The following is a 17,364-nucleotide window of genomic DNA, read 5'->3' on the forward strand; positions in this document are numbered from 1 at the left end:
ATCGCTAAGATTAAATGACTCATCGGTTCTGCGTATCAGGTTTTTTTCTGACGAACCAAGGCCGTAATAACGTTAAGATTAACACGAAGTCACCACAACAGCGGACATGAGTTACGAAAGCTTTCAATTCTATCCGTAGCCACCGTCGTTGTCTTTAAGATTCAGGAGCGTAGTGCATGGAGTTCAGTGTAAAAAGCGGTAGCCCGGAGAAGCAGCGGAGTGCCTGTATCGTGGTCGGCGTCTTCGAACCGCGTCGCCTCTCCCCCATTGCCGAACAACTCGATAAAATCAGTGACGGCTATATCAGCGCCCTGCTGCGTCGCGGTGAACTGGAAGGTAAGCCAGGCCAGACGCTGCTGCTCCACCATGTGCCAAATATTCTGTCAGAGCGCATTCTGCTGATTGGATGTGGCAAAGAGCGCGAGCTGGATGAGCGCCAGTACAAGCAGGTGATTCAAAAAACCATTAATACCCTGAATGATACCGGGTCGATGGAAGCGGTCTGTTTCCTGACCGAGCTGCACGTCAAAGGGCGTAACAACTACTGGAAAGTTCGCCAGGCCGTTGAGACCGCGAAAGAGACGCTGTACAGCTTCGATCAGCTGAAGACTAATAAAAGCGAACCGCGTCGTCCGCTGCGTAAAATGGTCTTCAACGTGCCCACCCGCCGCGAGCTGACCAGCGGCGAGCGCGCAATCCAGCACGGTCTGGCTATCGCCTCCGGGATCAAAGCGGCAAAAGATCTCGGCAACATGCCGCCGAATATCTGCAACGCGGCCTATCTCGCCTCTCAGGCGCGCCAGCTGGCGGATACCTGGAGCAAAAACGTCGTCACTCGCGTGATCGGCGAGCAGCAGATGCGCGAGCTGGGAATGAACTCCTACCTTGCAGTCGGCAACGGCTCGCAGAACGAATCGCTGATGTCGGTGATTGAGTACAAAGGCAACCCGGCGGAAGATGCGCGCCCGATCGTGCTGGTCGGTAAAGGCCTGACCTTCGACTCCGGCGGTATCTCCATCAAGCCTGCCGAAGGCATGGACGAGATGAAGTACGACATGTGCGGCGCGGCGGCGGTGTACGGCGTGATGCGTATGGTGGCCGAGCTGCAGCTGCCGCTGAACGTCATCGGCGTGCTGGCGGGCTGTGAAAACATGCCAGGCGGTCGCGCCTATCGCCCGGGCGACGTCCTGACCACCATGTCCGGCCAGACGGTTGAAGTGCTGAATACCGATGCTGAAGGCCGCCTGGTGCTCTGCGACGTCCTGACCTACGTTGAGCGCTTCGAACCGGAAGCGGTGATTGACGTGGCGACGCTGACCGGCGCCTGCGTGATTGCCCTCGGCCACCATATCACCGGCCTGATGTCGAACCACAATCCGCTGGCCCATGAGCTGATTGGCGCATCCGAGCTGGCGGGCGACCGCGCGTGGCGTCTGCCGCTGGGTGACGAGTTCCAGGATCAGCTGGAGTCCAACTTTGCGGATATGGCCAACATCGGCGGCCGTCCGGGCGGAGCCATTACCGCCGGCTGCTTCCTGTCGCGCTTCGCCCGCAAGTACAACTGGGCGCACCTCGATATCGCCGGCACCGCATGGCGTTCGGGTAAAGCCAAAGGCGCGACCGGTCGTCCGGTGGCGCTGCTGTCGCAGTTCCTGCTCAACCGCGCCGGCTTTACCGGCGAAGAGTAATCTTGCAGGCCGGATGGCGCGACGCTTATCCGGCCCGTAAGTTCGAGCAATTAGAATTCAGTACCCTATGGATTTCGAGTTGCATCGCGGCGGCAGAGCGGCGCACACTTCCGCCAGCATAGTTCACTCTGCGGCCGGGGGTGCCCAAAGGCAGCCAACCAAGAGGCAACGGGAAAGACAACGGGTAGAGATATGAAGAACGCAACCTTTTATCTGCTGGACAACGACGCGCAGCAGGACGGCCTGAGCGCCGTCGAACAGCTGGTGTGTGAAATTGCCGCGGAGCGCTGGCGCAGCGGCAAGCGCGTGCTGATCGCCTGTGAAGATGAGCAGCAGGCGGTTCGCCTCGACGAAGCGCTATGGACGCGGCCACCGGAGAGTTTTGTTCCGCATAATCTGGCGGGAGAAGGCCCCAGAGGCGGCGCGCCGGTGGAGGTCGCCTGGCCGCAAAAGCGCAACAGCAGCCCGCGGGACATCCTGATCAGTCTGCGGGTAAACTTTGCAGATTTTGCCACCGCTTTCACAGAAGTGATAGACTTTGTCCCTTACGAAGACTCTTTGAAACAACTGGCGCGCGAACGCTACAAAGCGTACCGCATGGCTGGTTTCAACCTGAACACGGCAACCTGGAAATAATGGAAAAGACATACAACCCACAAGATATCGAACAGCCGCTTTACGAGCACTGGGAAAAGCAGGGCTATTTCAAACCGAATGGTGATGAAAGCCAGGAGAGCTTCTGCATCATGATCCCACCGCCGAACGTCACCGGCAGTTTGCATATGGGTCATGCCTTCCAGCAAACCATCATGGATACCATGATTCGCTACCAGCGCATGCAGGGTAAAAATACCCTGTGGCAGGCCGGTACCGACCACGCGGGTATCGCAACCCAGATGGTGGTTGAGCGTAAGATTGCCGCCGAAGAGGGTAAAACCCGCCACGATTACGGTCGTGACGCCTTTATCGACAAAATTTGGCAGTGGAAAGCGGAATCCGGCGGCACCATTACCCGTCAGATGCGCCGCCTGGGCAACTCTGTGGACTGGGAGCGCGAGCGCTTCACCATGGACGAAGGCCTCTCCAACGCCGTGAAGGAAGTCTTTGTCCGCCTGTACAAAGAGGACCTGATCTACCGCGGCAAGCGCCTGGTCAACTGGGATCCGAAGCTGCGCACCGCGATTTCCGATCTCGAAGTGGAAAACCGCGAGTCTAAAGGCTCCATGTGGCACATCCGCTACCCGCTGGCCGACGGTGCGAAAACCGCCGACGGTAAAGATTACCTGGTGGTGGCCACCACTCGTCCGGAAACCGTACTCGGCGATACCGGCGTGGCCGTTAACCCGGAAGATCCGCGCTATAAAGACCTGATCGGCAAATTCGTTATTCTGCCGCTGGTTGACCGCCGCATTCCCATCGTCGGCGACGAACATGCCGATATGGAAAAGGGCACCGGCTGCGTGAAGATCACCCCGGCGCACGACTTTAACGACTACGAAGTCGGTAAACGTCACGGCCTGCCGATGATCAACATCCTGACCTTTGACGGCGATATCCGCGAAACCGCGGAGGTGTACGACACCAAAGGCAACGAATCTGACGCCTACCCTAACGCCATCCCGTCCCAGTTCCAGAATCTGGAACGCTTTGCCGCGCGTAAAGCGGTGGTTGCTGCCGTCGACGCGCTGGGCCTGTTAGAAGAGGTTAAACCGCACGACCTGACCGTACCGTACGGCGATCGCGGCGGCGTGGTTATCGAGCCGATGCTGACCGACCAGTGGTACGTTCGTGCCGACGTGCTGGCAAAACCGGCGGTGGAAGCGGTTGAGAACGGCGACATTCAGTTCGTGCCGAAGCAGTACGAAAACATGTATTTCTCCTGGATGCGCGATATTCAGGACTGGTGTATCTCCCGTCAGCTGTGGTGGGGTCACCGCATCCCGGCATGGTACGACAACGAAGGCAACGTCTACGTTGGCCGCACCGAAGAAGAAGTGCGCAGCGAAAACAACCTGAGCGCAGACGTCGCGCTGCGCCAGGACGACGACGTTCTCGATACCTGGTTCTCCTCCGCGCTGTGGACCTTCTCCACCCTCGGCTGGCCGGAAAACACCGACGCGCTGCGTCAGTTCCACCCCACCAGCGTGATGGTATCCGGCTTCGACATCATCTTCTTCTGGATTGCCCGCATGATCATGATGACCATGCACTTCATCAAAGATGAAAACGGCAAGCCGCAGGTTCCGTTTAAGACCGTCTACATGACCGGCCTGATCCGCGATGACGAAGGCCAGAAGATGTCCAAGTCCAAGGGTAACGTGATTGACCCGCTGGATATGGTCGACGGTATTTCCCTGGCCGACCTGCTGGAGAAACGCACCGGTAACATGATGCAGCCGCAGCTGGCGGAAAAAATCGCTAAGCGCACCGAAAAACAGTTCCCGGACGGCATCGAGCCGCACGGTACCGACGCTCTGCGCTTCACCCTGGCGGCGCTGGCCTCAACCGGCCGCGACATCAACTGGGACATGAAACGCCTGGAAGGCTACCGCAACTTCTGTAACAAGCTGTGGAACGCCAGCCGCTTCGTGCTGATGAATACCGAAGATCAGGACTGCGGCTTCAACGGCGGCGCCATGGAGCTCTCTCTGGCCGATCGCTGGATCCTGGCTGAATTCAACCAGACCATCAAAGCGTACCGCGAAGCGCTGGATAACTTCCGCTTCGATATCGCCGCGGGCATTCTGTACGAGTTCACCTGGAACCAGTTCTGCGACTGGTATCTGGAGCTGACCAAGCCGGTAATGAACGGCGGCAGCGACGCCGAGCTGCGCGGCACCCGCAATACGCTGGTCACCGTGCTGGAAGGCCTGCTGCGCCTGGCACACCCGATCATTCCGTTTATCACCGAAACCATCTGGCAGCGCGTGAAGGTAATTTGCGGCGTAACCGCCGATACCATCATGCTGCAGCCGTTCCCGCAGTACGATGCATCCCAGGTTGATGAAGCCGCGGCTTCCGATACCGAGTGGCTGAAGCAGGCCATCATCGCCGTGCGTAACATTCGCGCGGAAATGAACATTGCCCCAGGCAAACCGCTGGAGCTTCTGCTGCGCGGCTGCAGCAACGATGCCATTCGTCGCGTAAACGACAACCGCAGCTTCCTGCTGAACCTGGCGCGCCTGGAAAGCATCACCGTGCTGGCTGCCGATGATAAAGGTCCGGTTTCCGTCACCAAGATCATCGACGGCGCCGAGCTGCTGATCCCGATGGCCGGCCTTATCGACAAGGACGCCGAGCTGGCGCGTCTGGCGAAAGAAGTGGCGAAAGTCGAAGCGGAAATTGGCCGCATCGAAAGCAAGCTTTCCAACGAAGGCTTTGTCGCCCGCGCGCCGGAAGCGGTCATTGCTAAAGAGCGTGAAAAGCTGGAAGGTTACGCGGAAGCGAAAACCAAGCTGGTTGAACAGCAGGCCGTCATCGCCGCGCTGTAACCCTCAGCCCCTTGCCTGACCGGGCAAGGGGCCCAATCACCGCGTATTCCCACGCGCTAACGACCAGGTTGCAGCACAAACGTCCGTCGCGTTGAACAGCGCTTGCGCTGCCCCCTTTTCCGATGTTATTAACAACAGCATCATCTGCCATTTTTGCTATGAGTAATCGTATGAATACCATCGCGACCATCACGGTGTCGCTGCGCCGGATCACCGCGCAAGACAATGCGGCTATCGCCGGCGTTATTCGCCAGGTTTCAGCCGAATACGGGCTGACGGCCGATAAAGGCTATACGGTAGCCGACCCTAATCTGGATGAGCTTTTCCAGCTCTACAGCCAGCCGGGTTCCGCATACTGGGTGGTGGAGCAGGATGGTCAGGTCGTCGGCGGCGGCGGCGTAGCGCCGCTGGCCCACAGCGAGCCCGATATCTGCGAGCTGCAGAAGATGTACTTTATGACTTCCGCCCGCGGACAGGGGCTGGCGAAAAAGCTGGCGCTGCTCGCGCTGGATCATGCCCGCGAGCAGGGATTCAGGCGCTGCTATCTGGAAACCACCGCCTTCCTGAAGGAAGCTGTGGGGTTATACGAGCACCTTGGTTTCGAGCATATTGACGAACCGCTGGGCCATACCGGCCACGTGGATTGTGAAGTGCGGATGCTTAAAACGCTGTAGTTGGTCTTGTTGTTTACGCTTCCCCGGCCGCGCTGCGCTTACCGGGGACCCGCCCTCTTCCCGTTGCTCCGGGAACCCCACTTCAGGCCGCCACCGGCACTCCGCTATGGAAGCGAATCTCCGCCTCCGGCGCGTTGATCAGCGCAGCTTCCGCGGCCCCCAGCTGGCGCACGCGCTCGCTGATATCTTCCCCGGCAATCTGCTGCGCCAGGCGCAGGTAATCCTCGAAGTGGCGCGCTTCGGAGCGCAGCAGCGACAGGTAGAACTTCTGCAGACTCTCCTCCAGCCACGGCGCCAGAGCGGCAAAGCGCTCGCAGGAGCGCGCTTCGATATAGGCCCCGCAGATCAGCTTATCGATCAGCATCACCGGCTCATGGGATCGCACCTCCCGGCGCAGCCCGCGGGCGTAGCTGCTGGCGGTCATTTTGACGTAGGGAATATCGTGCGCCAGCATGATCTCGCGCACCTGCCAAAAGTGGTGCAGCTCTTCTTTAATCAGCAGCACCATGCTGTCAATCAGCTGGCGTCCCCACGGGTCGTCCGTATGCGGCATGGTGCTCTTATTGATCCGCTTATGCAGCGCGACGAAATCCGGCTCCGGGCCCCAGCGGTAGGTAAAGTCCTCGTACGGCTTCAGGCAGGCCAGCAGCTCGTCGGCGCCCTCTTTATCCGCCACATATTTACGCACCAGCAGCATGGCGTTCTGCGCCGCTTTCAGCTCGCAGACCATATGATCGGTGAGTAGCAGCGGCAGGTTTTCCGGCTTACGGGCTTCATCAATCCACGCTTGCGGGGTGGTGCAGTGCAGGAAGTTGAGTACGGGGGAGAGTATTTGCGGGTAGTCCATCGAGATTCCTTGCTATACGGCGGCAGATACCGCCGTATCCATCAGCGGCTTAGTGACGTACGCCGTCGTCATCTTCATCGACGAAATCTTCGTCATCGTCTTCGTCGCCATCTTCACCGTTAGGGTCTTCGTAGTAGGTACCCCAACCGTCATACTCGACGCCAAACTTTTCTGCCAGCGTCATCAGCTGTTCAACCTGAGCATCAATCAGCTCAACCTTCAGCGCGCTCTCGCTCAGGATATCGCAGCAGATAACGGTTTCGCCCTCTTCGACTTCCAGCTCTTCCGGCTCGGTCACTTCGTAACCCAGCTTGAAGGCTTCGACCGCAACTTTTTCCAGCGTTTCGAAGTCGTCGGCGGAGAGATGATGCTCAATGGTGTACAGCGCGTCCGGATCGCTGCCGTCTTCGAGCAGCTCTTCGATAATCAGACGCGTTTCTTCACGCTGTTCTTCCAGTAGTTCCGGGTTTGCCATGGCTCGTTCCTCATAATGTGCGGCAGTTACTTCTATTGTCACATACCGCCGTGATTGCCTCCACCTTTGCGCGAAAGATTTGTGCGGCGGGGTTGCAAATGAATATTCATACATATAAAGTGAATTTTAATTCAATAAGTGGCTTAAGCCATGCGAGGGAACCATGTCGACGTTTTATCAGAAGCATTTTTTGAAGTTGCTTGATTTTACACCTGCAGAAATCACCGCCCTGCTCAAGCTGGCGACCAGACTCAAAACCGATAAAAAAAACAGCATTGAAATCCAGCATCTCGCCGGCAAAAACATCGCGCTCATCTTCGAAAAAGACTCTACCCGCACACGATGCTCTTTCGAAGTTGCCGCATTCGATCAGGGCGCGCGCGTGACCTACCTCGGGCCAAGCGGCAGCCAGATCGGCCATAAAGAGTCCATTAAAGATACCGCTCGCGTGCTGGGCCGGATGTATGACGGTATTCAGTACCGCGGCCACGGCCAGGAAGTGGTTGAAACCCTCGCCCAATACGCCGGCGTGCCGGTGTGGAACGGCCTGACCAACGAATTTCACCCTACCCAGCTGCTGGCGGATCTGCTGACCATGCAGGAACACCTGCCGGGGAAAGCGTTCAACGAGATGACCCTCGCCTACGCCGGCGACGCGCGTAATAACATGGGCAATTCGATGCTGGAAGCGGCGGCCCTTACCGGGCTGGATCTGCGCCTCGTCGCGCCGGCGGCCTGCTGGCCGGAAGAGAGCCTGGTGGCCGAGTGTAAAGCGCTGGCGCAAAAGCACGGCGGCAACATCACCCTGACCGAAGATATCGCCGCCGGCGTGAAGGGCGCAGACTTTATCTATACCGACGTTTGGGTATCGATGGGCGAAGCCAAAGAGAAGTGGGCCGAGCGTATCGCCCAGCTGCGTGACTATCAGGTGAACAGCAGCATGATGGCGCTGACTGGCAACCCGCAGGTGAAGTTCCTCCACTGCCTGCCGGCGTTCCACGACGATCAGACCGCGCTTGGCCAGCAGATGGCCGCCGAGTTTGGCCTGCATGGCGGGATGGAAGTGACCGACGAGGTGTTTGAATCCGCGGCGAGCATCGTCTTCGATCAGGCCGAAAACCGCATGCACACCATCAAGGCGGTGATGGTCGCGACCCTGAGTAAATAACCCGCGGAGACTCCCGGCGGCGGCGCGTGCGCCTTATCCGGGCCACCGCACCGCCCCCTCTCCCCGGCAAGCACTGCGCAACCGGGGAGTGATGGCCCTTAGCCCATCAGCATCTTCACCACCGCTTTGCGCACTTTGGCAGGCGAGCCCACCGCGCACAGCGGCTTATGCACCTCTCCTGGATAAAACACCACAAAATCTCCCGCGCGGAGGATCATGGTTTTCTCCTCCTCGCCGGCGGCGAGGAACGCGATGTCTTTATCCGCCAGCCAGTCGATATCCGGCGTCCCGGCGGGCCGGGTGCTGAAGGTCATCCCCTCCTCGCCCTGCAGCACAATCTGGATATCCAGGTAGCGTGCGTGATACTCGGCGCGGCGCTCGCTGAGCGCTTCGGTGGTATCCTGCGAAATCAGATAAAACAGGTTGTTACCGTCAATATCGTGCTTACCGAGCGGCGTCTGCTCGCTGACGTGAGCCTTAACGTATTCGATAGCGTGACGCAGCGGCTCCGGAAGCCAGGCCTGCAGATGGTGAATGTTGCCGACGATCATAATAACCCTCAAATATAAAACAGCTTTTCATTTCTGGTTTTTATACGCCCCTTGCGACTGCCATACCACCACTTTTTAACGCTTTTTTGCGCTGGCGCAGCGATATTGAAGCAAACGTTTACCTGTTTGTGGACTAATCGCTTGATCCGAAATTTGAGCTGCGTATAATGCCGGTCGATTTGCCGGGAGGAAGCATGGTCTATTGCGTACGACATTCTGTCTTACCGCGTCTGAAAACAGGCGCTGGCGTAGCGTTTTTCTTTCCGTTGCTCAATGAATTCTCGAAGCCCCTTATTTAAGGGGCTTTTTTTTTGCCCAGGCGTCAGGAGATAAACATGGCTAACCCGCTATATCAAAAACATATCATTTCCATAAACGATCTCAGCCGCGAAGACCTTGAACTGGTCCTGGCGACCGCTGCAAAGCTGAAAGCGCACCCGCAGCCGGAACTGCTGAAGCACAAGGTTATCGCCAGCTGTTTTTTTGAAGCCTCTACCCGCACCCGTCTGTCGTTCGAAACCTCCATGCACCGCCTCGGCGCCAGCGTGGTAGGCTTCTCCGACAGCAGCAACACCTCGCTGGGCAAAAAGGGCGAAACCCTCGCCGACACCATTTCGGTCATCAGCACCTACGTTGACGCCATCGTAATGCGTCATCCGCAGGAAGGCGCCTCACGCCTGGCAACCGAATTCTCCGGCGGCATTCCGGTGCTCAACGCCGGCGACGGCGCTAACCAGCACCCGACGCAAACCCTGCTGGATCTGTTCACCATCCAGGAGACCCAGGGCCGCCTGGAAAACCTCAACGTGGCGATGGTCGGCGACCTGAAATACGGCCGCACCGTACACTCCCTGACCCAGGCGCTGGCGAAATTTAACGGCAACCGCTTCTACTTTATCGCGCCTGACGCGCTGGCCATGCCGCAGTACATCCTCGATATGCTCGATGAGAAAGGGATTGCCTGGAGCGTCCATAGCGCCATAGATGAGGTCATGGAGGAGGTCGATATTCTCTATATGACCCGCGTCCAGAAAGAGCGCCTCGACCCGTCGGAATATGCCAACGTGAAGGCGCAGTTTGTGCTGCGCGCCGCCGATCTGGAAGGCGCCCGCGACAATATGAAAGTGCTGCACCCGCTGCCGCGCATTGACGAAATCACCACCGATGTTGATAAAACGCCGCACGCCTGGTACTTCCAGCAGGCCGGCAACGGCATCTTCGCACGCCAGGCGTTACTGGCACTGGTACTGAATAGCGAGCTGGCTCTGTAAGGGGAAACGACCATGACACACGATAATAAACTGCAGGTAGAAGCCATTAAGCGTGGCACCGTCATCGACCACATCCCCGCGCAGGTGGGCTTTAAGCTGCTGACGCTGTTCAAGCTGACCGAAACCGACCAGCGCATCACCATCGGCCTGAATCTGCCGTCAGGTGAAATGGGCCGCAAGGATCTGATTAAAATCGAGAACACCTTCCTGACCGACGAGCAGGTCAACCAGCTGGCGCTGTACGCCCCGCTGGCGACGGTAAACCGCATCGACGATTACGAAGTGGTCGGCAAGTCGCGCCCTAATCTGCCGGAGCGGATTAACAGCGTGCTGGTGTGCCCGAACAGCAACTGTATCAGCCACGCCGAGCCCGTTTCCTCCAGTTTTGCGGTGAAAAAACGTGAACATGACATCGCGCTGAAGTGCAAATATTGTGAAAAAGAGTTTTCACATAATGTGGTTCTGGCCAACTAATTGAGGTTGGTATTGGCAACCCGGCTCCCTATAATGGCCGGGTCCTTAACGCGCTATCCTTCAAGCTGCTTCCTTGTCGGCGGCGTGAGCGCCCACGGCGACTCGCCTCCTGCCGCGTCGATGCAACCCGAAGGATTTCGCGTCACTTCTTAATTAAGCTGTTATTCAGGAGAACTCATGTCTAAAACTATCGCGACGGAAAATGCACCCGCAGCTATCGGCCCGTACGTTCAGGGTGTTGATCTGGGTAGCATGATCATCACTTCCGGCCAGATCCCGGTTGATCCTAAAACGGGCAGCGTACCGGAAGATGTTGCCGCTCAGGCGCGCCAGTCTCTGGACAACGTAAAGGCTATCGTTGAAGCAGCAGGCCTGAAAGTGGGCGATATCGTTAAAACCACCGTATTCGTTAAAGACCTGAACGATTTCGCCACCGTGAATGCCGCGTATGAAGCGTTCTTCACCGAGCATGATGCGACCTTCCCGGCACGCTCCTGCGTCGAAGTTGCGCGTCTGCCGAAAGACGTGAAGATTGAGATTGAAGCGATCGCGATTCGCCGCTGATTGTTCAGCCCTCTCCGCCGCGGAGAGGGTTATCTCCCGGCCGCGGGTTGAGCAGCCGTTACGGAACGCATATTCCATTCTAAAGCCTCACGACCTTCTGTCAGCTTTCGTTACCGAAATAGGTGATTAAGCGCAGCGAAAGCGATTTAACTCATTTAGCGCCGGGAAGCGTTAATATATACACCATTAATTATATATTAATTAATCTATCTTTTAACGAAAACAATTAAAACACTCCTTTAATAACCCCTTGACGCCCGGGGAGTTCCATTATTATTAAGTAGACTGTTTGAGCAATATGCGTATTATGTATTAAAATCGCTAACTAGGATAAAGCTGAATGCATGCTGCCGATCTTTTAAGGGTAAATTTTCAGAGTCACCGCCAGTTAGCAATCAATGCCGACAAAGGATTTACAACCACGCTGCAGGCTGCGGGAGGCGTTGCATCGGATATTTATTCGGGAATTGAAAGGGCCAGCTGGTACGCAAGCTGTTTAATACCTCGATACAATGATGTTTGCCAGCAGCTGAAATCCGAAGAGATAAGGACAGCCTACTCCATAATGTCTATTTTTAGATACCGGGATGTTATCGCCCACATGCTTTACTTGTACTTCCAGACCCTGTGCGAAGATATCAAAGAAGGTAATATCAATGGGTCCGCTCAGCAGCTGATTCGCCGGACTACCGGCCTTATGGCGCATATGACAGCGGCAGGCGGAACACGGTTCGCCATAGCAGCAGCCATGGCAGAGGCTATTGCGCAGTCGGCATTTTTGAAAAAGTCCGTCGCGCAGAAGCTGGCGGGAAAAATGCCGGTTGGTACGTACCTCCTTCAGATCTATGGGATTCAACACAAAGTCGCCATGGCGGCCAGAACGCTCAAGGCAACGGCACCGAATTATTATTGGCTCCTTTACCAGGCAAAGCTAGAAATGCTCTATTACTTCATTGAGCCCGCTCTTTCTGAATTTATCCAAAAAACAAACGCCGGCATCTATGCTAACCTCGACCAGCTGGCGGATGAGATCGGAGAGAGATTCAATGTTTAACAGTTTAATCTCACTTTTACTCTATAACTTTGTCCTACCCATCATTCTGATCTGTTTTGCTATTCTGTGGTTATATTTTCTGCCTGAATACTGGTGGGGGCTAATGTTGATCACCGCTGGCCTTATCTTTTGGTTTTTCCCCATCATCACGAATAAATTTGATAAATTCAAATAAATCAATCCTGTAAATATTGAATAAATATACCTAAGGAATTTATTATGTCTAATCCAGCCTGGCTTTGGTTAGTGGATGCCAATGGTTCTCCACTCGTCGGTTCGTCCCTGGTGACCAACCGCATCGGTGCTATTGAAATTCGATCGCTGACCCATAACGTGAATCTTCCAACGGATGGAAATACGGGACGACTAACGGGAACACGTATCCACGCGCCAATCCAGTTCCAGAAAGAGTTCGATCGCGTCACTCCGTTTCTTTATAAGGCCCAAAGCGAAGGAGCGACGCTTAAATCTGCCACGATAAAAATGTATACGGTCGTTGAAGCGGGGATCGAAAAAGAGTATTTCAATATCATCCTGACCAACGTAAAAATAACGTCCATTACCGCGGATCTTTATCCTGGAGCATCCACAGGGACGCATCTGGAAACCGTTCTGCTGCGCTATGAAACCATCACGTGGAAACACTGCGACGGGAACATTATCTATACGGACAGCTGGAATCAGCGCGTTGTCGCGTAATTGCGAGGAGCGGGCGCCGCCTGTACACAACGGCTGAGTGGCGCCGGGGTATCTTTGGCTATTCATCTCGCGGCAACGCGTTCCGCTCACGCACAAAATCAATAAACGCCTGCAGGGGCACCGGGATCAGCCGACGATCGTGGTAGTAAAGATAGGGCCCGGAGAACGACAGCCACCACGGCTGTAATATTGGCTCGAGCTGGCCGCTGGCGAAAGCGGGCTGCAGCCACTCTTCAAACAGGTTGATAACGCCGGTACCGGCAATCGCGGAGTCAACCGCCAGGTCGACTGCGCTACCGACGCTCACCACCAACGGGCCATTCACCTGAATGCTGTAGCTTTCCCCCTCGCACTCAAACTCCCACGCCGGCATGACGCCCGTGGCGTAGCGGCCGCGTATACATTGATGGTGCATCAGATCGCGCGGGTGCGTAGGCCTGCCGTGCTGGCTTAAATACGCCGGTGCAGCGGCTACGGCAAATCGCTGGCGTCGCGGCCCGATAGGCAGGGCAATCACATCCTGCTCAAGCCGCTCGTCATAACGAATTCCGGCATCGCAGCCGTCACGAAGCACATCCTGGACGTTACTTTCGGCGACGATCTCCAGCTGGATATTGGGGTAACGGCGGATGAACTCCGGCACCAGCGCGGGTAATACCAGCCGCGCGGCGCTGACCGGCACGTTCAGCCGCAGCGTGCCGCCGGGAGTATTACGATAGCGATTGAGGGAATCCAGCGCGGCGTTCACTTCGTTCATCGCCGGAAGCAGACGCTCAATCAGCGCCCTGCCGGCTTCGGTCAACACCACGGTGCGCGTGGTGCGATGAAACAGCCTGATGCCAAGCTGCTCTTCCGCACGACGCACGGCATCGCTTAACCGCGACGCGCTGCTGCCAGTGATCCGCGCCGCCTCACGAAATCCGCCGGCCTTCGCCACTTCGACCACCGCATGCAGCAACCCCATATCCATCGACACTGTGCGCCACCTCGTACAGGTTGTCCTCATTTAGCTGGATAGTTGCACAGCACATTCACCGATACAATCGAAACACACTCATACAGGAGAGCACCATGTCAAAACCCACGATGACTTACCGCCTCGGCGACCGCGAAGTTAACCGTTTAGGCTATGGCGCAATGCAGCTGGCAGGTCCGGGCGTTTTTGGCCCGGTTAAAGATGAAGCGCGAGCCATTCAGGTTCTTCGCGACGCCGTCGCCTCCGGCGTTAACCACATTGATACCAGCGACTTTTACGGCCCGCATGAGACCAACCGGCTGATTAAAAAGGCGCTGCATCCCTATTCCGACGACCTGTGCATCGTCACTAAAGTTGGCGCTCGTCGGGATGAAAAGGGCGGATGGCTCCCGGCCTTCAGCCCGCAGGAGCTGACTCGCGTGGTAGAAGAGAACTTACAAAATCTGGGGCTGGACGCCATACAGGTGGTGAATCTGCGCAGCATGCACGACGTCCATGCGCCGAAGGAAGGCTCGCTGGAAAAGGAGCTGGAAACGCTGATTCAGCTGCAAGAGCGCGGATTAATCCGCCATATTGGTCTGAGTAACGTGACCGCCAAACAGATCGCCGATGCGCAAAAGATGACGCCGATCGTCTGCGTTCAGAACATGTACAACCTTGCCAACCGGCAGGACGACGGGCTGGTCGATAGCCTGGCCGCCCAGGGGATCGCCTACGTGCCGTTCTTCCCGCTTGGCGGTTTTTCGCCGCTGCAGTCCTCGCGGCTCGATGAGGTTGCCCGCGAATTACAGGCTACGCCCATGCAGATCGCCCTCGCCTGGCTGCTCAGGCGCTCGGCCAATATTCTGCCGATCCCCGGCACCTCGTCGCCGCAGCATCTGCAGGAGAACCTCGCAAGCGCGCAAATAGTATTGTCGGATGAGGTGATGGAAAAGCTGAACGGGATCGTTAGCTAAGCAGCAGGATTCAGCGGGAAAGCGCCTCTGCCACAGTGCCGGCCCTAAGGCCGGCCTGTCATATATCCCCTACTCGACCTTCGTCGCCCGCAGCAGTTTCTCCAGCGGATAGACCGCCGCAATCACCAGCTCATCCTGGGTTTTCGCCGCCTCATCCAGCTGCGCCTGCACCGACGCATACTCCTTATCATCCAGCGTGCCCTGACGGGCCACCAGGTCCGTCAGCCGCAGCCCCAGCGTCGCCAGCTTATCAACCTGCTGCACCACCGGGCCGATCGCCGCCAGCTGATAGCTGCTTTCCGTCAGCGCCAGCGCATCGGCGGTATTATTTTGCCAGCGGGTAAAGACGTGACGCAGCGCGTCCGCGCTTTCGTTATCTTCCGCGTCGCTAATCAGCCTTTCGGCCCAGCGGTCAAGGCTGCGCACGGTGTCGCTCTCCGGCGGCAGCGCGTCGGCCAGGCGGTTCAGCGGCTCAAGCTGATGATAGTTATTGGCCTGGAATTTCAGGTGCTGGCGCGTGTAATAGTGCGCCGGCTCGATGGCCTGGGCGAGGATCTGCAGCGCCAGGGTGCTGCCGCCGTTTGCCAGCCGGGTGAACTGCACCAGCTGCAGCCCGTGCTGCTGCAGGCCGACCGAAACCGTTGACCAGCCGTCCATCGCCTGCAGGCGCTGGTACATATTGTCGCTGTCTTTGACATCCTGCGCCGACCACAGGCGCTCGGCGACCGCGAAGGCCCGCGGCCACAGCTTGATATCCAGCACCGGCGCCGCCACGTTTTCCGCCCACAGCGCCGCTTCGCCGCCGAGCAGGTTCTTCTGCTGTTCGGCATCGGGAACCACCGGCTGGATCCCCTCCGGCACCTCGTCCAGCCGCTGCCCGCTCACCGGATAGCGGACGTTGCCCAGCAGGAAGTAGCCGCCAAGCCTATCGTCGTTGACGGTGAGCACCGGCCGGGTTTCCCCCATCCAGGTATCGACGCTGAAGGTTATCTGGTTATCGTTCAGCCACGCGATATCCTGCACCGCCCGACGCGATTTGCCTTTAAAATCAATAAATCCGCGCCAGCCGCTGTCGCCTTTTATCAGCGTGAAGCTGCCCTCCACCGCGCTCCCCTTCAGCCGCGGCATCACGAAGCGCCAGCTTTGGGCGCTGTCGTTATCGGTGATGGTGTCGACGCCGTTCAGGCCCTGCGGGACGACTTCATTGCGGTAGTGATAGGCGGTGTACTGCGGCTGATCGAGATAAAATCCGGTAGAGAGGATCCCGCGATAGCCGTGCTTCGCCACCTCCCCCAGCGCGTCCTGCCCCTGCCACGACTGGATCAAAATGCTTTTCGGCAGATCGGGGTGATAGATTTCGTCCCAGCCCACCATCTGCCGATGGTATTTTTCGAGGATCGTCTCCAGCCGGCGGTTGAAGTACGCCTGCAGCGCGTGGCTGTCCGCCAGCCCCTTGCCGCGCATAAACTTCTGGATCGCCGGATTCGCCTGCCACTGGCTGTCGTCAACCTCATCCCCGCCAATGTGCAGATAAGGGTCGGGGAAGATCGCCGCCAGCTCGCCGATCATCGCTTCGGCAAAGGCGTATGTGGCCTCTTTGGTCGGGTCAAGCACCGGCTTAAGCACGCCCCAGTGGCGCTCCATTTGATAGGGTCCCGGCGCGCTCATCAGCTCCGGGTAGGCCACCGCAATGGCCGAGGCGTGCCCGGGCATGTCAATTTCCGGCACCACGCGGATGCCGCGATCCGTCGCGTAGCGCACGATCTCTTTCATCTGCGCCTGGGTGTAGAACAGCCCGTCGCTGGCCTGCTGCTGCAGCTTCGGATAGCGCGTGGAGGCAAAGCGCCAGCCCTGATCGTCGGTCAGGTGCCAGTGGAAGACGTTGAGCTTGGCGGCCGCCATGCCGTCAATTTGCCGCTTGATGGCGTCCAGCGGCATAAAGTGGCGCGCGGAGTCGAGCAGCAGCCCGCGCCACGGGAAGCGCGGCGCATCGTCGATCGTAACGTAAGGAATGGCGGTATTCTCCGCGCCGTTCTGGATCAGCTGGAGCAGGGTTTCCATCCCGCGCAGCGCGCCGAAGCGGGTATTCGCCCTGAGGGTCACGCCCTCGGCGCTCACCTTCAGCTGGTAGCTTTCATCGCTGTCGGGGCGCGGAGTGGCCGGGACCTTTTTGGCAATCACCACGTTAATCGTCGGCGCTTTCGCCGGCGCCAGCTGCGGCTGCAGCGTCCAGCCGGTCTGACGGGCGATGCGCTCGCGCCAGCGGCTGGCGGCATCCCCCAAATCGTCGCCGCTGACGTTTAGCGTCAGCTGATTATTCAGCACCAGCGCGCCCTGCGTCTGTGGACGCTCGACGTGAGCCGGCCAGGGCATAAGCGGCAGATCGCCCGGCGGGGCGGCGCAGGCCAGGCCGCTGAGAATTAATCCGCTGGTAAGCACTCCATAGCGCAGGGTGTTAAGCATGAGTTTTCCTTTT

Annotated in this window: 19 protein-coding genes; 14 read left to right on the forward strand and 5 right to left on the reverse strand. The window is 57.8% G+C overall.

Annotated features, from left to right (window positions below; all coding sequences use genetic code 11):
• The first annotated feature begins 176 nt into the window (after positions 1-176).
• The 4 genes from pepA to HCK03_RS23660 all read left to right on the forward strand — a co-directional run bounded on the left by pepA (position 177) and on the right by HCK03_RS23660 (position 5,853).
• A complete protein-coding gene (gene pepA, locus HCK03_RS23645) occupies positions 177-1,688 on the forward strand; it encodes a leucyl aminopeptidase (RefSeq protein ID WP_041143793.1) in 1,512 nt (503 codons plus the stop codon).
• Positions 1,689-1,880: 192 nt separating this feature from the next.
• Complete coding sequence (gene holC, locus HCK03_RS23650; RefSeq protein WP_041143792.1) at positions 1,881-2,324, forward strand: DNA polymerase III subunit chi; 444 nt, start codon at positions 1,881-1,883, stop codon at positions 2,322-2,324.
• The gene (locus tag HCK03_RS23655) at positions 2,324-5,179 is read left to right on the forward strand and encodes a valine--tRNA ligase (protein ID WP_041143791.1); all 2,856 of its coding nucleotides are present in this window, start codon (positions 2,324-2,326) and stop codon (positions 5,177-5,179) included. The genes holC and HCK03_RS23655 overlap by 1 nt, the downstream gene beginning before the upstream one ends.
• Before the next feature lie 170 nt (positions 5,180-5,349).
• Positions 5,350-5,853 carry a GNAT family N-acetyltransferase gene (locus tag HCK03_RS23660; protein ID WP_041143790.1) on the forward strand — a complete coding sequence of 168 codons (504 nt, stop codon included), beginning with the start codon at positions 5,350-5,352 and terminating at the stop codon, positions 5,851-5,853.
• 82 nt (positions 5,854-5,935) lie between these two features.
• Here the strand turns inward: HCK03_RS23660 and miaE are convergent, their stop codons facing one another.
• On the reverse strand, positions 5,936-6,700 hold the full coding sequence (miaE, locus tag HCK03_RS23665; protein ID WP_041143789.1) for a tRNA isopentenyl-2-thiomethyl-A-37 hydroxylase MiaE: 765 nt from the start codon (positions 6,698-6,700) through the stop codon (positions 5,936-5,938).
• A gap of 49 nt (positions 6,701-6,749) precedes the next feature.
• On the reverse strand, positions 6,750-7,175 hold the full coding sequence (gene rraB, locus HCK03_RS23670) for a ribonuclease E inhibitor RraB (protein WP_041143788.1): 426 nt from the start codon (positions 7,173-7,175) through the stop codon (positions 6,750-6,752).
• 98 nt (positions 7,176-7,273) lie between these two features.
• Between rraB and argL the strand changes: the two genes are divergently transcribed.
• Both argL and argF read left to right on the forward strand, forming a co-directional pair.
• Entirely contained in the window at positions 7,274-7,369 is a 96-nt protein-coding gene (argL, locus tag HCK03_RS26670; protein WP_374756750.1) for a putative translational regulatory protein ArgL, read from the forward strand.
• Positions 7,339-8,343 carry an ornithine carbamoyltransferase gene (gene argF / locus HCK03_RS23675; RefSeq protein ID WP_041143787.1) on the forward strand — a complete coding sequence of 335 codons (1,005 nt, stop codon included), beginning with the start codon at positions 7,339-7,341 and terminating at the stop codon, positions 8,341-8,343. The genes argL and argF overlap by 31 nt, the downstream gene beginning before the upstream one ends.
• A gap of 98 nt (positions 8,344-8,441) precedes the next feature.
• Here argF and HCK03_RS23680 read toward each other — a convergent pair whose 3' ends face one another.
• Complete coding sequence (locus HCK03_RS23680; protein ID WP_115193708.1) at positions 8,442-8,894, reverse strand: NanQ anomerase/TabA/YiaL family protein; 453 nt, start codon at positions 8,892-8,894, stop codon at positions 8,442-8,444.
• Between the two features lie 194 nt (positions 8,895-9,088).
• Between HCK03_RS23680 and HCK03_RS23685 the strand changes: the two genes are divergently transcribed.
• The 7 genes from HCK03_RS23685 to HCK03_RS23715 all read left to right on the forward strand — a co-directional run bounded on the left by HCK03_RS23685 (position 9,089) and on the right by HCK03_RS23715 (position 12,956).
• Complete coding sequence (locus tag HCK03_RS23685; protein WP_080773194.1) at positions 9,089-9,193, forward strand: pyrBI operon leader peptide; 105 nt, start codon at positions 9,089-9,091, stop codon at positions 9,191-9,193.
• Entirely contained in the window at positions 9,168-9,227 is a 60-nt protein-coding gene (locus HCK03_RS26505) for a pyrBI operon leader peptide (RefSeq protein WP_112150686.1), read from the forward strand. Before HCK03_RS23685 ends, HCK03_RS26505 begins: the two co-directional genes overlap by 26 nt.
• 2 nt (positions 9,228-9,229) lie before the next feature.
• Positions 9,230-10,165 carry an aspartate carbamoyltransferase gene (gene pyrB, locus HCK03_RS23695; protein ID WP_041143785.1) on the forward strand — a complete coding sequence of 312 codons (936 nt, stop codon included), beginning with the start codon at positions 9,230-9,232 and terminating at the stop codon, positions 10,163-10,165.
• A gap of 12 nt (positions 10,166-10,177) precedes the next feature.
• Positions 10,178-10,639, forward strand: a complete 462-nt coding sequence (pyrI, locus tag HCK03_RS23700) for an aspartate carbamoyltransferase regulatory subunit (protein WP_115193710.1) — start codon at positions 10,178-10,180, stop codon at positions 10,637-10,639.
• Positions 10,640-10,816: 177 nt separating this feature from the next.
• A complete protein-coding gene (gene ridA, locus HCK03_RS23705) occupies positions 10,817-11,203 on the forward strand; it encodes a 2-iminobutanoate/2-iminopropanoate deaminase (protein ID WP_076946998.1) in 387 nt (128 codons plus the stop codon).
• Positions 11,204-11,543: 340 nt separating this feature from the next.
• The gene (locus HCK03_RS23710) at positions 11,544-12,257 is read left to right on the forward strand and encodes a hypothetical protein (protein WP_115193711.1); all 714 of its coding nucleotides are present in this window, start codon (positions 11,544-11,546) and stop codon (positions 12,255-12,257) included.
• A 219-nt stretch (positions 12,258-12,476) separates the two neighbouring features.
• The gene (locus HCK03_RS23715; protein WP_041143780.1) at positions 12,477-12,956 is read left to right on the forward strand and encodes an Hcp family type VI secretion system effector; all 480 of its coding nucleotides are present in this window, start codon (positions 12,477-12,479) and stop codon (positions 12,954-12,956) included.
• Positions 12,957-13,014: 58 nt separating this feature from the next.
• Here the strand turns inward: HCK03_RS23715 and HCK03_RS23720 are convergent, their stop codons facing one another.
• Positions 13,015-13,932 carry a LysR substrate-binding domain-containing protein gene (locus HCK03_RS23720; protein ID WP_115193713.1) on the reverse strand — a complete coding sequence of 306 codons (918 nt, stop codon included), beginning with the start codon at positions 13,930-13,932 and terminating at the stop codon, positions 13,015-13,017.
• A gap of 95 nt (positions 13,933-14,027) precedes the next feature.
• Here HCK03_RS23720 and HCK03_RS23725 point away from each other — a divergent pair, with 95 nt between their 5' ends.
• A complete protein-coding gene (locus tag HCK03_RS23725) occupies positions 14,028-14,888 on the forward strand; it encodes an aldo/keto reductase family oxidoreductase (protein ID WP_115193714.1) in 861 nt (286 codons plus the stop codon).
• 69 nt (positions 14,889-14,957) lie between these two features.
• On the opposite strand, the gene HCK03_RS23730 is transcribed toward HCK03_RS23725, so the two are convergent.
• Positions 14,958-17,351, reverse strand: a complete 2,394-nt coding sequence (locus tag HCK03_RS23730; protein ID WP_167692272.1) for a beta-N-acetylhexosaminidase — start codon at positions 17,349-17,351, stop codon at positions 14,958-14,960.
• Between the last annotated feature and the right edge of the window lie 13 nt (positions 17,352-17,364).

This window comes from Klebsiella terrigena (assembly GCF_012029655.1).
Classification (GTDB): domain Bacteria; phylum Pseudomonadota; class Gammaproteobacteria; order Enterobacterales; family Enterobacteriaceae; genus Klebsiella; species Klebsiella terrigena.

Coding starts and splice junctions, on each gene's coding strand:
- pepA (WP_041143793.1), top strand. CDS start 177: ATGGAGTTCAGTGTAAAAAGCGGTAGCCCGGAGAAGCAGCGGAGTGCC.
- holC (WP_041143792.1), top strand. CDS start 1,881: ATGAAGAACGCAACCTTTTATCTGCTGGACAACGACGCGCAGCAGGAC.
- HCK03_RS23655 (WP_041143791.1), top strand. CDS start 2,324: ATGGAAAAGACATACAACCCACAAGATATCGAACAGCCGCTTTACGAG.
- HCK03_RS23660 (WP_041143790.1), top strand. CDS start 5,350: ATGAATACCATCGCGACCATCACGGTGTCGCTGCGCCGGATCACCGCG.
- miaE (WP_041143789.1), bottom strand. CDS start 6,700: ATGGACTACCCGCAAATACTCTCCCCCGTACTCAACTTCCTGCACTGC.
- rraB (WP_041143788.1), bottom strand. CDS start 7,175: ATGGCAAACCCGGAACTACTGGAAGAACAGCGTGAAGAAACGCGTCTG.
- argL (WP_374756750.1), top strand. CDS start 7,274: ATGAATATTCATACATATAAAGTGAATTTTAATTCAATAAGTGGCTTA.
- argF (WP_041143787.1), top strand. CDS start 7,339: ATGTCGACGTTTTATCAGAAGCATTTTTTGAAGTTGCTTGATTTTACA.
- HCK03_RS23680 (WP_115193708.1), bottom strand. CDS start 8,894: ATGATCGTCGGCAACATTCACCATCTGCAGGCCTGGCTTCCGGAGCCG.
- HCK03_RS23685 (WP_080773194.1), top strand. CDS start 9,089: ATGGTCTATTGCGTACGACATTCTGTCTTACCGCGTCTGAAAACAGGC.
- pyrB (WP_041143785.1), top strand. CDS start 9,230: ATGGCTAACCCGCTATATCAAAAACATATCATTTCCATAAACGATCTC.
- pyrI (WP_115193710.1), top strand. CDS start 10,178: ATGACACACGATAATAAACTGCAGGTAGAAGCCATTAAGCGTGGCACC.
- ridA (WP_076946998.1), top strand. CDS start 10,817: ATGTCTAAAACTATCGCGACGGAAAATGCACCCGCAGCTATCGGCCCG.
- HCK03_RS23710 (WP_115193711.1), top strand. CDS start 11,544: ATGCATGCTGCCGATCTTTTAAGGGTAAATTTTCAGAGTCACCGCCAG.
- HCK03_RS23715 (WP_041143780.1), top strand. CDS start 12,477: ATGTCTAATCCAGCCTGGCTTTGGTTAGTGGATGCCAATGGTTCTCCA.
- HCK03_RS23725 (WP_115193714.1), top strand. CDS start 14,028: ATGTCAAAACCCACGATGACTTACCGCCTCGGCGACCGCGAAGTTAAC.
- HCK03_RS23730 (WP_167692272.1), bottom strand. CDS start 17,351: ATGCTTAACACCCTGCGCTATGGAGTGCTTACCAGCGGATTAATTCTC.